We start from the raw sequence: 15,206 nt of genomic DNA, 5'->3' as shown, positions 1-15,206 counted from the left end.
GATTTAAATTCATTTTAAAATGGAGATTTGCTATGAAAACAATCGTAATAAAAATTTCTTTCCTGCTTTTAGCATTATTCAGCTTCTCATCACACGCGGAAAAAGTAGTCATTACCGGCGAACCTGTTGTTTTAGAAAAACGCGGTGATGTGTATGTTGTACCAAGCGCCTACACAGCAGCAACGCCCTATCATTATGTAACCTTGGATGGCACCAATCGTGTGTGTTATGCAGAAGCTCAACCCAATTTGGCTTCATTAAACATGAGTACAGTAACGGTGGATGTTAATGGCACCCCGCAAACGTGGACATGCTACGATTACGATGCCACTTACTTTGAAGTAACCCCATAATTTCAAAACTCGTTGGCGGCCAACCGCCAACGATGCTTTTGCCGAGATAAACAAATGGAAAAGTTTGCTGATCGCCACCAAGCCGGCACAATTCTTGCCAAACGCTTGCATGAGTATGAGAGAAAATCCAATGGTATTGTGCTTGCATTACCTCGTGGCGGTGTGCCAGTAGCCTATGAAATAGCGCAGGCGCTTTCCCTGCCACTGGATGTATTCATTGTACGCAAGCTCGGCGTACCTGGCCATGAAGAATTGGCCATGGGAGCTATTGCTTCAGGGGGCACTCTTTTTTTCAATGAAGACATCGTCCACTCCATGGATATCCCGCAAAGGCGGATCCAGGCAGTGATTGACTCGGAGCAGAAAGAACTGGCCAGACGCGAGGCACTGTATCGCCAAGGCAAGCCTTTTCCCTCCCTCACAGGAAAAACAGTTATTTTAGTAGACGATGGCATTGCCACAGGTGCGACGATACATGCCGCCATCAAAGCCTTACGCAAACTAAAACCAGAACAAATTATCCTTGCCGTGCCGGTTGCAGCCCTCTCCACTTGCCGCGAACTGGCTCGTGAAGTGGAAGGCATAATTTGCCCTCTGCAGCCTGTTGATTTTTATGCTGTAGGGTTGTGGTACGACGATTTCTCCCAAACCACTGATGAAGAAGTCTCCCAATTGCTCAGGAAAACCAATAGCGTGCGCCATTCTGTGCACTGATTTTAAGTTTCATAATCTACATGCAAAACAGGGTTAATGTATGCTTGAATTTACGAAAGACTTTCGTCATGAAGTAATTATCCCCATGGGCACAACACCGCTTAAAGGGTTTTTATATATTCCTGAGCATGCCTTTGCCCTGGTTTTATTCGTGCATGGAAGCGGCAGCAGCCGCTTTAGCCCACGAAATCAATACGTGGCCGACGTATTAAATCAAGCTAATTTGGCAACACTATTGTTTGATTTATTCACCCCTGACGAAGAAGATTTTGATGTACAAACACGTGCTTTACGCTTTGATTTAAATTTTCTTGCCATGCGGCTCAAGGCAGCGACCCAATGGAGCAGTGCTCTATTTCCAAATTTTAATATGGGTTATTTTGGCTCCAGTACAGGCGGTGGAGCCGCATTAATCGCTGCGGCGCAAAATGAAAACATAAAAGCTGTTGTATCACGCGGCGGGCGCCCGGATTTAACCGGCGATTTTCTTCCCTTGGTTAAAGCACCAACTTTATTATTAGTGGGTGAACGTGATGAAAGCGTCATCATGATGAACCAATCCGCACAAGCAAAAATGCATTGCCTTACCCACCTTGATATCATCCCCGGGGCAACGCACTTATTTGAAGAGCCAGGGACCCTGGAAGAAGTTGCGCGGCTTGCCAAAAACTGGTTTATTAAGCACTTGGTACATTAACTGCCGCATAGTTATTCACTAGCAAAGCACCAACGAATGCACTGCTCTCAGTAGCTTTAAGTGCAGATGCCATGCGGATAAGGAAAAAAATGAGCGCGCACTATCTGGATAAATTTTTTAACCCATCCGCTATTGCTGTAATTGGGGCAAGCAGCCGCACCAATTCGGTCGGCATGAAAGTTTTTGCAAATCTGCTGGGCGCGAATTTTGCAGGGCAATTGTACCCAGTAAACCCAAAGCATACCAAAATACAAGGCTACCATGCTTTTCCCAATGTTTTAGATATTCCACATGCTATTGATTTAGCCATTATCACTACTCCTGCGCAAACTGTTCCCATCATCCTTGATCAATGCGGCAAGAAGAATATAAAAGCCGCCGTAATTATTTCTGCAGGCTTCAGTGAATCAGGGAATGAGGGAAAAGAATGGGAACAATCAGCCCTGAATTTAGCCCATCATTATAACATGCGGCTGATTGGCCCCAATTGTTTGGGGCTGATGCGCCCCGCTTGTGGTCTTAACGCCACGTTTAATAACACCTTTGCCATGTCGGGCTCTATTGCCTTGGTTTCGCAATCAGGCGCAATTTGTGCTGCGATTTTGGATTGGGCTATCGATAAACGCATTGGTTTATCGGCAATGGTATCGTTGGGTAATGCGGTTGATTTGGACTTTGGGGAAATCCTTGATTTTTTGGCTGTCGATGCAGAAACGAAGAGCATTCTCCTTTACATTGAAGGCATTCACAATGCACGCCGCTTTATGAGTGGACTTCGCGCTGCCGCCCGCATGAAACCTGTAATAGTCATCAAGGGAGGGCGCTTGGCGCAAGGCTCCAGGGCTGCCTATTCCCATACCGGCGCCTTAGTCGGGGATGATGACGCCTTTGATGCGGCATTAAGGCAAGCAGGAGCTGTGCGGGTCATGACAATCAAACAATTATTTTCCGCCGCCGAAATCCTCTCCAGTAATTATCGCACCCAGGGCAACCGTTTGGCTATTATCACAAACGGCGGCGGAGCAGGCGTGATGGCAGCGGATCGTGCTTCGGAATTAAATATTCCCCTGGCGCCTTTAAACGAACACACCATTACCCAATTAAATCAAATTTTACCGCGCGCCTGGTCACATCAAAACCCCATAGACATACTGGGTGATGCAACACCTGAGCGCTATCACCATACCGTGAAGATCTGCGCAAAAGATGAGAACATTGACGGGCTTTTAAATATACTTATTCCAGTAGCTATGTCGAATCCTTTAAAAGTAGCCAAACAATTGCTTCTCGATGCAAAAGAAAGTACAAAACCCATTATTGCCTGCTGGATGGGCGAGCACCATGTCAAATCTTCCTGGGAGTTATTCGCACAACATAATATCCCCTGTTTCTCTACGCCGGAAGAAGCCATTGAGGCATTTTCCTATCTTGCCGAGTATCACCATAATCAGCAATTATTATTGCAAGTTCCAGAACCGAGGCTGCACCGTCCCAAGCACGATGTACAAGGGGCGAGGTTGATTATTGAATCCGTGCTAGGCGAACGCCGTAACTTGCTGAGCACCATGGAATCTAAAGCCATCCTTAAAGCTTTCGCAATCCCGATCACATCGGCTATTGCCACGCATTCTGCCAACGAAGCATTAATCGCTGCAGAAACGCTGCAATTTCCTGTAGTCATGAAAATTAATTCCCCGGATATTACTCATAAACAAGATGCAGGCGGCGTAAAATTAAATATTGAACATGCAGGCGCTGTGCGCGACACGTATCACCAGCTTATTGAAAATGCCAAGCAATATCGTCCTGATGCCAACATTACCGGCGTCACTGTGGAAAAAATGTATAAGGATCCTAATAACCGTGAAGTAATGATCGGAGTGGTCCGGGACAAAGTATTTGGTCCAGTGATTACTTTTGGCGCCGGCGGTACGTTTGTTGAAATTATCCGCGACCGTGCTGTGGCTCTCCCCCCGCTGAATCCTTACCTTGCCAACCATTTGATCGATAGAACCCGGATTGCCAAATTATTGGGTAAATTTCGCAATATGCTACCCGCGAACACCGACGCGTTGCTCAATGTCTTGCTTAATGTGTCAGCAATGGTATGTGAATTGCCCTACATTCGAGAAATGGATATTAATCCTTTACTGGTCAATGACAAGGAAGCCATCGCTGTGGATGTCAGAATCGTAGTCGATGCACCAGTCACCTCCACTGTACCCTACCAGCACATGGCAATCTGTCCTTATCCGAGCCATTTGAGTTCGACTTGGCAGATGACAGATAGCACCCACATCACCATACGGCCCATACGTCCGGAAGATGCACAAATTGAACAAGAATTCGTGAAAAATCTTTCCCCCCAATCCAGATATTTTCGTTTTATGGAGCATTTGCAGGAATTGACATTAAGCACCCTGATCCGTTTCACCCAAATTGACTACGATCGCGAAATGGCGTTCATTGCGACTTGCAAAAAGATTGATAAAGAAATTGCAATCGGGGTTGCCCGCTACTACATGGCGAATGATGCAGGCGATACCTGTGAATTTGGTTTGGTCATTGCAGATGCCTGGCAAAATAAGGGCCTTGGTACGCGGCTTATGAAGGTTTTACAAGATGCTGCCAAACACCGCGGCGTGAAAATGATGAGAGGGGAAATTCTCGCCGAAAACAAACCCATGTTGGATTTGGTAGAAAATCTGGGTTTTACCGTCATGAGTGTCGCCGATCCTAAAATTAAAATAGCCAGTAAACAGTTAACTTAACGCCATCGGACAGCAAGGAAGGACATGACTACATCAAAGTTCATTACAAACCATATTAAGAATCCTTACTTAAGCCAAGAGCAATACCATGCCATGTATGAGCAATCTATTCGTGCGCCCATGCACTTTTGGCACGAACAGGCGGAACACTTCATTTCCTGGTTTAGCAAATGGCAAAGCGTGCAAACTGGGGGTTTTGTCGACGGCAACATACGCTGGTTTGTAGGGGGGGCATTAAATGCCAGTTATAACTGCATCGACCGCCATCTCCCTGCCCGTGAGCAACAAGTCGCTATCCTTTGGGAGGGGGACGAGGCACAGGAAATCCGCCGCATAACTTACCAACAACTCCATGAAGAAGTCTGCCGTTTCGCGCATGCATTAACAGCCCAAGGTATAAAGCAAGGGGATCGGGTGTGTATTTATATGCCGATGATCCCAGAGGTTGCCGTCGCCATGCTCGCTTGTACCCGCATTGGCGCGGTACATTCCGTGGTATTTGCCGGCTTTTCACCAGACGCTTTAAGTGCACGTATTTTAGATGCGGATGCACGCTTGATCATTACTGCAGACGAAGGGTTACGCGGCGGCAAGGTTATACCGCTTAAAAATAATGTTGATACAGCACTTGCCGCTTGCCCCAACGTAAATAAAGTCATCGTCGTCCGCCGCACCGGCAACCCAATTCCCTGGCATAAAAAACGCGATCTTTGGTATCACGAATCATTGGCAGCAATGCCAGTGACTCATCCCCCCATCAGTATGGATGCCAATTCCCCCATGTTTATCCTTTACACTTCTGGCTCAACGGGAAAACCGAAAGGGATCGTGCATGCCTTAGGTGGATATCTTGTGTATGCAGCAATGACCCATCATTATGTTTTTAATTACCATGCCCCGGATGTATTTTGGTGCACAGCTGATGTAGGTTGGATCACCGGCCACACTTATGCTATTTACGGTCCTTTAATGAATGGGGCCACGACCTTTATGTTTGAAGGGACTCCAAATTATCCGAATCATTCGCGCTTTTGGGAAATTGTTGATCGCCACCAGGTTAATATTTTATACACAGCCCCCACGGCTATACGTGCCTTAAGGCGCGAGGGCGATATCTGGGTTAAACGCACAAAGCGGCAAAGCCTTAATTTACTAGGCACAGTCGGTGAACCAATCAATCCGGATGTTTGGGAATGGTACCATGATATTGTTGGCGAGGGACGCTGCCCTGTGATTGACACGTGGTGGCAAACAGAAACCGGCGGGATTCTTATTGCCCCAATTCCCGGAGTTACGCCGCTTAAACCAGGCTCCGCTGCACAACCATTTTTCGGCATTGAGCCAGCTATTGTAAATGAATCTGGGGAATTTATTAAGGATGAGCAAGCTGGCAGCCTGGTTATCAGGCAGCCATGGCCGGGACTTGCAACAACAATTCATGGCAATCAGGAGCGCTATATGGCCGGATATTTTAAAGAAGTTCCAGGCGCCTACTTAACTGGGGATGGCGCGCACCGTGATGAAGATGGCTATTATTGGATCAGTGGGCGCAATGACGATGTGATTAAAGTTTCCGGGCACCGGTTGGGAACGGCAGAAATTGAAAGCGCTTTCCTAAGGCACAGCGCCGTATCAGAAGCGGCTGCAGTCGCCATCCCGCATGAAATTAAAGGCCAGGGAATTTATGTCTATATAACCTTGAAGGAAGGGATAGAAGCTGACGAAGAGTTGGCACGGCAATTATTCCAACATATACGCAAAACTATTGGCGCTATTGCAGCCCCGGAAGCCATGCAATGGGCTGAGCAATTACCGAAAACCCGTTCCGGCAAAATCATGCGACGGCTTTTGCGCAAAATTGCCTGCGATGAAACTGAAGACTTGGGTGATACATCTACCCTGGCCGAGCCCGCGGTGATTGATGCGCTCATCCGCAACCGGAAAAATGCCATTTATCCTTAAAATTCCCATAAGCAGGCTCACATGCGATGAATTAATCAGTGGCATAAAAACACTCACAGTAAAAAGCCTCCGGGCGGAGGCTTTTTGTGGTAGGGATGTTTAGAGGACTTTCAGGAAAGCAGTTAAATCTTGCTTTTCTTGTTCCGTCAATTTGAGTTGCATCACAAGGTTAAAAAATTCTACGGTGTCAGCCAATGTCAGCAGGCGGCCATCGTGCAAATAAGGTGGGGAATCTTTAATGCCTCGCAATGGGAATGTTTTTATTGGCCCATCCCCTACTGCTTTAATGCCATTCACTACTTGGGGCTTGAAGAAACGCTCGGTTCTTAGATTGTGCATGGTGTTATCAGTATAATATGGCGGCACGTGACACGTGGAACATTTGGCTTTACCAAAAAACAAAGCTTGTCCGCGCAATTCTGCCTCGGTGGCTTTGCTGGGAATCAGTGTGCCATCTATATCCAATTTCGGTGCAGGTGGAAAATCCAGCAAAGCTTGGAATTCAGCCATAAAATGCACTTGGCTGCCACGCTCTAAAATATTGACACCTTTTTTAGTGGCAATTACAGGATCGCCGTCAAAATAAGCTGCCCGTTGTTCAAATTCAGTAAAATCCTCGACCGTTTTCAGGGCACGTTGCGACCCGAATAAACGCTGGATATTAAGCCCGCGCAAAGTTGGCGTATCAATACGATGGCGCAGCTCTTGCGGGCGGATATCCCCCACCAAATGCGTGGCACCATTGGTATGGCCATTTTGATGGCAATCAAAACAGGCGACTCCACGGCTGGGTTTCTTGGAGCGACGATCATCGGTCTGGTTAAATTGTTGTTGCGGGAACGGCGTTACCAGCAACCGCAAGCCTTCAATTTGCTTAGGGTTTAAAATCCCATTAAATAATTCGAAAAAATTTTCTATCGTTACTAACTTACCTTGCGATACGTCCCCCAGTTCAGGGTGCGTCGTCAGGAAAATTGGCGCAGGAAAAGGCGGAAGGAAGTGATCAGGCAAGTCAAAATCCAAATCAAAGCGAGTTAAATCCCGACCCTCCTGCTTGTTAATTTCATCAATTGCAAATTTGGGAAATAACATGCCCCCCTCAGCCTGGTTAGGGTGTGGCAAAGGCAGGAAGCCTGCCGGGAATAAGTCTTTTTCCCGGATTTCCTCAGGAGTCATTTTGGCTAAATCATCCCAAGTGACATTGGCCGGCAATCTCACCCGCACACCTTCTTGTACAGGCTTACCATTGGACATTTTTGCATCGGGGGAAGGCTTATTGCTTAAATCATAGCGTTGATTTAATAATTCCTTCTGCCTGTCATTTAAAGCCTGCCTGGCAGCTTCCATGCGTTGCATGATGGTTTGGAAACTTTCTTTGATGTCTACTGGCAAATAACTTGAGACGACAGCATGGGCAGAGGAAATCAAAGAGGCAGAAAAAAGTAAAGTAACAAATCCTTTTTTTAGCATATTAAAATCCCTTTAAACATGATCTTCTAATAGTAAGATAGCTATAGCATAGCTATCTTAAAACCTCCTCGCAAGCAACAATGTAAGCAGTTCACTGCGAGGCAGAATAAATTACATGCTAAATGTTTTTTCAGTGCTGCCGGCAGGCACGTTATTAGCTTGGGAAACATTCCTATTAATGGCATCTCCATTATCATTAAACAGATACTTCCCATTCATTGTTTGCCCCTGTAAAAAACTTTCTATAATCTGATGCATATCTGTCTTTTGCTTTACTCCGGTGCGGGTAAAGAAATTAACCAAGGCGAATAACAATTCTTTCGAAGTCACGTGTGGCGCTACTTCCCAATGTTTTTGTGCTTCTGGGACAAGTGTTGCAACAAATTCATTCTCATTAGTACGCTTAACTGTAATTGCTGTTGCCCAGCTGGGAGCAAATGTCGTTAAAGTATATGCAGCGCTCTGCACTTTTAGCACATCATCATTAATAACCACGCGGCGTTTCATAAATTTCTCCAATCAATAAACTGCGCATACTTGCGCTTTTTTAAGGCAAAGTCAATTGATTTTGTCCGCTTAAGCGGCGCAGAATACAGTATTATGCAGGGCTATTTGCTCGCGATTCCTGGTTGTTATCAAACAGGGAATTCTTATACCGCATGGCTAATTTAGGTTTGTATTGAATGGCTGCATTTAAAACTTCCTCCTGCAAACTGGTTGCCAGTATTTGTTGCAAGCTTTTATCTTCCAGGCTTTCAATTGCACGTGTTATGGTATCTAGAGGTTCATAAGGAAAAGCAGGCTGGTCATAAGTGGCCAATTTGCTTATGTAATAAGTGACATGATTCTTTAACCATTCTATTGCCAGCTCATATTTTTCTTTACACTCTACTTCCTTACGCCAAAGATCAAGAAAAACCAGATAATCGCTTTCAGTATTCTTGCCATGCGCCAGCGTTCGGCTCCGCCTTACCAGCTCCAATAAAGAATGGGCCGACAGGCTTTGAAATAATTTAGGCGCGCCCACCAGCTCTTTCCCTGCCTGTCTGCTTTCTTCTAATCTTTTTTGCGATAATAATTTTTTAAAAAACATTTTTTTATCTCTCTTTATTATGAGTGCCATAGAATTGACACGTTAAGTGTGCTATTTAAAATAATCTATCGTTCAGGGATGTGCTAAGCATGAAAAAACAAAATTATATACAAGAAGCTCAAGGAAAAGGCATTTTCGGACTTTTACACCTCGGCATAATTTACCTGCTGCTGTCTTTATTCATTTTTGGCAGCCTCTATCATCAACTATTGCTTAACAATTTAGGAGTGGGTTTATCCTTTACGCTAAGCTGGTTCCTCTGCTATTTCTTGACCCCGCTTGTCCTTGCAAAAAATGATTTTACAGAATTTCGCCATAAATGGCTAAGGAAAATAGAAGAGCAAGGCTTGGTGAATGCAGGCAAGAAGCTCACTTTTTTCATCAATCTTCACGTTTGTTTCGCATTAATCCAGGGCATACTCTTACTCATTACCTTGCGATTTGTAAAATTCAATTTTTTTATAATTTCCATGCTTGGCATAATTGCAGTTATCCTCCTCGCTGCTATTTTTATTTTTGAAAAAATGCTGGCGAATTCTGCTACTGAAACGGGTAACCTCGGCTTTAGTACTGCTAAATTTATAGGGTTAATTTATATTGTCTGGTTTTTATTATTTACCGGCCTGCAGATCATCATTGTTAATTTTTTACCCTTAACGGGACGATTTTTATTTCAAATTGGTATCGTGTTTGTCACGTTGCTGACCCTTTACTTAACGCATCTCTTGCCTAATAAATTAGCGCGTGTTAAGTGGAGCTTTATAGCAGGTTTTTTTGTCACAGCTGGATTAATAGCTTATTTCAGCCATACCCTTTCCTAGCCAACTGGCAGGCTGTATTAAACCTGCCAGTTAATGCGGGGAGATCATTTTTGGAATGGATTGCTGCTCTGCTTCTTTTTCTTCTTTAAGCGACGCCTTACCCTCTTGTTTCATTTGGGAAACTTGCGCCTTAAAATTTTTAAAGGTTGTCGCAGCTTTTTTCTCATCGACTTCGTTATGATTTAAATGGGTTTTATTGGAAAAAATAGTACGCTGGGTTGCCATTGCCTTACGCACTTCCAAAGCCTCAGGACTTTGACTTGTGAGTATGTCGCCCCTTTCTGTCAAAGGCACGTTTACCATCGCATGTTCAATGGCGCTGGCTTTTTCTTTTAAGCCAAAGGTAAATAATGTTTGTTTTTTGGGCAATTCTTCTATAATGGTTTTGACTTGCTCAACAACAGGCTTATTTTGCTCTAATATTTTCCGCGTGTCATGCAGTGTCTGCACAATTTGTACGATTTCATCCTCACTTTTTGCCTGCTTGATTTTGCCTTCATATTCTTTGACAAAATTATTCATCACCACATCCACATTCTTGTCTTTTCCTATGCGATGTTGCTGGTCAATTTCTGCAAGAACCCGAGTGGAAATAGCTTTTAATTCATTAATTTTAAATTCACTCTTAATGGGCGAGAGTTCTTTCTCCATTTCGTCTTTTACTGCGAATACCGAGGCAATGGAATTTGCTTTATTTAATTTTTCTTCCATTTGCTGCATGAGCGAGGTTATTTTGTCTTTATTGCCAGACGTTTCATATTCCTCAATTCTCTGCAGGCTCTTATTGCAATCATTTTTAACTGCGGCTAGCTTGATTTCTTCTTTTTGCTGTGCCAATTCTTCCCGAGTGCTTATGGCTTTAAATTTTGTTTGCATCTCTTGTAAAATAACATCGCGCTGAATTTTATCAGGAGCAAATTTCTCCAATTCTTTCCCTGCTTCCTGCAAGTAAACCATTGCTGCATAATCCGTCAGCTTTTTCTCCAAATCTTTTGCAATGTTAACAAGCCCTTCTGCATCCTGATTTTGTACCGCTTCACTCATTTTTTTAGCCGCAGAAATGAGGTGTTGGTTTGTCTCTGGATTTTGCAAGGCCGCCTTAAACTCATCGATGCGTAGATTACAAACTGCTAATGCGTCATTAAATTTTTCATATTGTGCGACTTGGCGCTCTGCTATGGCCCGCTGTTGCAGTTGCTGCTCGAGGCTGGATTCGGCAGCATGTTGGCTTAAATTGCTGAGTTTTTCCCACATGTTGGCCAAATGTTCGCTGAGATTTGCTGAGGCAACACCCTTTTGCAGTTTGTCACCTTCCTGAATAGCCCAATTTTTTATGCTGGCAATTTCCCCTCGATGAATTTGATAATCGCTTTTCGAGCAATTTTGTTTAATCAGCGCATCCAAATGGCTTAATTGCAGCAACAGCTCCTGAATTTTTGCTGTATTAATATCATTTTTTGAAGCCAGACTTTTTGTTTTTTCATCCACCAAAGCAATATCAATTACAGGTTTTGCATGGAAATAATGCACCCCATCTTTTTTAACATGGCCTTCGTAAGTCATTTGTGTGGGAGGGATTAAAAATTCTCTTTCTTCTGGGTAACGGGATAAAGGAGCTACATACTTACCTTTCAGATCAGTATAGGTAATGGCCACCTGATCTTTAAACGTATGGGCCGGCTCTTCGGCAGTGCTGATAAACCCGCGCAACACTTCAGCACCACCTTCTTCACTTATTTTAATGCGATTTGCCAATACATCCTGACTATATATACCCTCATAGCGGAATGCACCATCTATCGCGACATTGGGGGCTTTTCCTAATGCAAATCCGCATAAGGCACTATGCACAATCACGTCGCGTATTTCCGCGTTCGTTTTAGTCGAAAAATCGTAATAGCCGCGTAAAAAAGGATTCATTTTTTCATAGTAATCCGTGGTGTATATGTTAAGCGCCAGTTTTTCCGCATAACTGGTATCTTTAAAAATATTATTTTTATCCTGTTGCTTAAAATACGCATCTTCAGGAAATTCCTCATCCTCATTTTCCGGCTTGACTTGTGAATCATTGCGGCAATAAGTTTCATACCGGTTTAAATCAAATTGGTTAAAGGTCAAGTGATCCAAATTGGCATGGGCTACAATTTCTGTCAGATCATAGCGTTTATTACGAAATTCAAGAATGTGGTGGTTTGCATCTTGTTTGTAATCAAATTTTTCGCCAGCGATTAACCGCCGTGTTAGTTCCTCGTATTCATACGTGTATTTTGATTTAGGCAAGGGCCCCATTTCTGGCAAATAGGCAACCTTATTATTAAGTTGCTTAAATGAATCGACCACATCGATGACATTACCTTGGGTAAACCCCTCGGCTACCTTCGCAGCAACCTCAGATTTGGCAACTTTTGGCGGGGAAGATATCTTACCCGCCGAAAGAGTAGCAACCGGCGTTTTGGATAAGTCAGACAAAGCCGGCACATATCCTTTATCGGGATTTTTATGCTTTAACGCCATTAAGGCGGCCATATCCTTAACAGAATCTGTCTGAAACACTTCCTGCAAATAAGAAAAAGCAGCATCCTTATGTTTTGGTTTGTATTTGGAAAGATTACTGTTATATACCATCCAGGCATATTCCACCCGCTCTGCTTCGGTGGCTTTTTTCTTAAATTCGTCTGGTTTTAACAAACTCTCCTTCTTCAAGGTCTTATTGATGGTGTAACCCATGATTTTGGTTACCATAGGAATTCACAATAGCAGGTGGCAATAATAATTATGTATATTATTTGAGCAAATATGTCAATTTAATTCCTATATGTTAATATTATATTAAGCTTTATACTATAAACTAACAGTATGATATTTTTTAAACATGGGGCGCTAAATGCCAACTTCTCCTAAAAAAGATTGCCTAAAGGAAATTACCAAAAACTTTCTGATTGAATTGGAAAAATTGGAAAAAATAAGCACTCATACTAACAATATTAACTTCTATTCCTCATGGTTCGTTTCCAATGCAGATGTACACAGGATTCGTGCCAGGCAGGCTGTTGTGGATGAAATTTTTAAGCCCATTCATTCAGAAATTTTTAAATTAACGGAAAATGAAAAACCTGATTTTTTTCCTGTTAATTTTAACCAAGAGCAAAAAATTGCTTTAATACAAAACCGTATTAACTTACTACCAGAGCAACAAGCTGGTGTTATTCTTGGCAATTTTATGAAAAGTACGGAGGAAATTGTCAATGCATCGGTCGTTGAGCGCAGCAAAATCATCGACTCGACTATGGGCATGACGGGCATGGATGAGAGAAAAAGTGCACTTAAAGAACATTCATTGAGTGATAATTGGGTTTTTACCTTCCTTGCAAAATTGGTAAAAATTATTCGCGAAAAACTGGGTACTAAAACCACTTCGGAAACCTTGTTGGAGGAATCGCGCGACAAAGCGGCCAAAAATTTGAATCTTCCTGAAACCTTAAGCATGTATAAAGAATATCTTGCTGGCATGCTTAAAAAGGAAGGGTTGATGAATGAGGAAGGAAAGTTCATCGCCTCTACAGCCACTGCACCGCAACACCAACGTCTTATCGATAACTATAATCGCGTTGCGGCTCTACACGAGCAGATTAAGGATAACCAATTAACCAATGAAGATAAAACAAGGATACGAACCGTTATTGAACAATGCAAACCGAACTCTGATGCAAAGGAGCAAGGATTTATAGAAAAAATTACGGTGAAATTGAATGATGATTTTAAATTAAAGTATCAACAAGCCACTAAAGAAGCGGTGCACTCCGTTGAAGAAAAAAATAACAACTCCCTGAGCTTATAATAAAGATACAATAACAGCTAGTTTTTCCCACGGCGTATAGTTCCTTCACAATGATTGGCTCCCCCATTTATAGTGCAGCGTTATATGGCAGAGTCTTCTAGCAAACTTGTAACTTCTTTGCAATGTTTAAGCTTTATACCACTCCGAAAACTTGCCGGAATAAACCGTATGATTTTCTATAAAAAGCCTAAATCACGGAAATTTTCCGTGATTTTTATGAATATATACAGGAAAATTCCCAGACCAGATAACATTTCATCTTGCCGGTTTATACGCATGTTGTACGCATGGTTAATTAAATCCAATTTTAGTATCATGCGTAATTCTTTATAAAAAAATAAGGAATAAGTGAATGCATCCCGCCCCCGACACCCTCTATCCTATACCAGGCTCTGAACGAACCATTTTTTTGAAAAATATCGTTAAAAATCCTAATATTATTATCGGCGATTATACTTATTACGATGATCCGGTCGACATTTACAATTTTGAAAAAAACGTTTTATATCATTTTGATTTTATTGGCGACAAATTAATCATCGGCAAGTTTTGCCAAATCGCTGCCAATGTTAAATTTATGATGAATGGCGGCAACCATTATTTGGACGGATTTTCTTCATTCCCATTTATTATTTTTCAATCCTATTGGCCTGAAATCCCATTTATCCCTAATCGAAAAAAAGATACCGTAATTGGGAATGATGTGTGGATTGGATATGATGCAACCATTATGCCGGGGGTGAATATCGGCGATGGTGCAATTATTGGAACACGGGCAGTAGTGACAAAAGATGTTGCCCCTTATGAAATAGTAGGCGGCAACCCGGCGCAAGTGATCCGCAAGCGATTTGACGATGAAACCATCGATTTTTTACTCCAGTTGCAATGGTGGGATTGGCCGATTGAAAAGATAAGGCAACACGTATTGGCAATTATGGATGGCAACAAAAATGCATTGGCAGATTTGTTATAATGGCTAGACATCCTCATTTTACCCTGCGTGCAGCTGATCTTGAATCCATAGTGGAGTTATTCAAAGATACGGTGCACGGCGTTAACGCAAACGATTATACTTTAGAGCAATTAGCAGCCTGGGCACCACAACATATACACCATACTCAGGCCCGCTGGCAAAGTCTCTTAGGCAATATTGCTTTGGCTGCTGAAATCGATGGCCTATTGGTTGGATTTGCTGATTTAACGCACCATGGTTATCTTGATCGCTTGTTTGTCCATAAAAATTACCTGCGCCAGGGAATTGCCGCCCGATTAGTGAAGCAGCTGGAACAGCAAGCCATGGCCCATGAATTAAAAGAATTACAACAGAAGCAAGCATTACTGCCAAACCATTTTTCGAGCACTGCGGGTACCGAGTGCTTAATGCCCAAAACAAAAATGTGGATGGCATCACACTTTTAAATTATCTAATGGAAAAATATATTGGCATTTGATGCCACACAGCTCGCAAAGATTATTTAAAGATCTGC

Annotated in this window: 12 protein-coding genes and 1 pseudogene; 9 read left to right on the top strand and 4 right to left on the bottom strand. The window is 43.0% G+C overall.

Annotated features, from left to right (window positions below; translation table 11 throughout):
• Positions 1-32: 32 nt before the first annotated feature.
• The 5 genes from NKV53_RS05315 (at position 33) to acs (ending at position 6,497) form a co-directional block, all read left to right on the top strand.
• Positions 33-353 (top strand): hypothetical protein, encoded by a 321-nt coding sequence (locus NKV53_RS05315; protein ID WP_127032984.1) that lies wholly within the window; start codon positions 33-35, stop codon positions 351-353.
• 54 nt (positions 354-407) lie between these two features.
• Positions 408-1,067: a phosphoribosyltransferase gene (locus tag NKV53_RS05310; protein WP_126954423.1), complete on the top strand. Its 660-nt coding sequence runs from the start codon at positions 408-410 to the stop codon at positions 1,065-1,067.
• A gap of 40 nt (positions 1,068-1,107) precedes the next feature.
• A complete protein-coding gene (locus NKV53_RS05305; RefSeq protein WP_126954424.1) occupies positions 1,108-1,764 on the top strand; it encodes a dienelactone hydrolase family protein in 657 nt (218 codons plus the stop codon).
• A gap of 89 nt (positions 1,765-1,853) precedes the next feature.
• Positions 1,854-4,535 carry a bifunctional acetate--CoA ligase family protein/GNAT family N-acetyltransferase gene (locus NKV53_RS05300; protein ID WP_127057402.1) on the top strand — a complete coding sequence of 894 codons (2,682 nt, stop codon included), beginning with the start codon at positions 1,854-1,856 and terminating at the stop codon, positions 4,533-4,535.
• Positions 4,536-4,559: 24 nt separating this feature from the next.
• Positions 4,560-6,497, top strand: coding sequence for an acetate--CoA ligase (gene acs / locus NKV53_RS05295; protein ID WP_126954426.1), 1,938 nt, complete (start codon positions 4,560-4,562; stop codon positions 6,495-6,497).
• 99 nt (positions 6,498-6,596) lie between these two features.
• Here the strand turns inward: acs and NKV53_RS05290 are convergent, their stop codons facing one another.
• The 3 genes from NKV53_RS05290 to NKV53_RS05280 form a co-directional block, all read right to left on the bottom strand.
• Complete coding sequence (locus NKV53_RS05290) at positions 6,597-7,967, bottom strand: cytochrome B6 (RefSeq protein ID WP_126954427.1); 1,371 nt, start codon at positions 7,965-7,967, stop codon at positions 6,597-6,599.
• 111 nt (positions 7,968-8,078) lie between these two features.
• A complete protein-coding gene (locus NKV53_RS05285) occupies positions 8,079-8,462 on the bottom strand; it encodes a hypothetical protein (protein WP_158616429.1) in 384 nt (127 codons plus the stop codon).
• Positions 8,463-8,565: 103 nt separating this feature from the next.
• The gene (locus tag NKV53_RS05280) at positions 8,566-9,060 is read right to left on the bottom strand and encodes a hypothetical protein (RefSeq protein WP_126954429.1); all 495 of its coding nucleotides are present in this window, start codon (positions 9,058-9,060) and stop codon (positions 8,566-8,568) included.
• Positions 9,061-9,149: 89 nt separating this feature from the next.
• Between NKV53_RS05280 and NKV53_RS05275 the strand changes: the two genes are divergently transcribed.
• Positions 9,150-9,881: a hypothetical protein gene (locus NKV53_RS05275; protein WP_126954430.1), complete on the top strand. Its 732-nt coding sequence runs from the start codon at positions 9,150-9,152 to the stop codon at positions 9,879-9,881.
• Between the two features lie 30 nt (positions 9,882-9,911).
• Here NKV53_RS05275 and NKV53_RS05270 read toward each other — a convergent pair whose 3' ends face one another.
• Positions 9,912-12,623 (bottom strand): hypothetical protein, encoded by a 2,712-nt coding sequence (locus NKV53_RS05270; RefSeq protein ID WP_253350827.1) that lies wholly within the window; start codon positions 12,621-12,623, stop codon positions 9,912-9,914.
• A gap of 142 nt (positions 12,624-12,765) precedes the next feature.
• On the opposite strand from NKV53_RS05270, the gene NKV53_RS05265 reads away from it, so the two are divergent.
• The 3 genes and pseudogenes from NKV53_RS05265 (at position 12,766) to NKV53_RS05255 (ending at position 15,170) form a co-directional block, all read left to right on the top strand.
• Positions 12,766-13,719: a hypothetical protein gene (locus NKV53_RS05265; RefSeq protein WP_127032994.1), complete on the top strand. Its 954-nt coding sequence runs from the start codon at positions 12,766-12,768 to the stop codon at positions 13,717-13,719.
• A 352-nt stretch (positions 13,720-14,071) separates the two neighbouring features.
• Positions 14,072-14,692 (top strand): CatB-related O-acetyltransferase, encoded by a 621-nt coding sequence (locus NKV53_RS05260; protein ID WP_253350825.1) that lies wholly within the window; start codon positions 14,072-14,074, stop codon positions 14,690-14,692.
• A pseudogene (locus tag NKV53_RS05255) lies at positions 14,692-15,170 on the top strand (GNAT family N-acetyltransferase). The gene NKV53_RS05260 and the pseudogene NKV53_RS05255 overlap by 1 nt, the downstream one beginning before the upstream one ends.
• The last annotated feature ends 36 nt before the right edge of the window (positions 15,171-15,206 follow it).

Origin of the sequence: Legionella sp. 27cVA30 (genome assembly GCF_024160945.1) — a bacterium.
Classification (GTDB): Bacteria; Pseudomonadota; Gammaproteobacteria; order Legionellales; family Legionellaceae; genus Legionella_A; species Legionella_A septentrionalis.
This window is presented reverse-complemented; position numbering and strand designations above follow the sequence as displayed.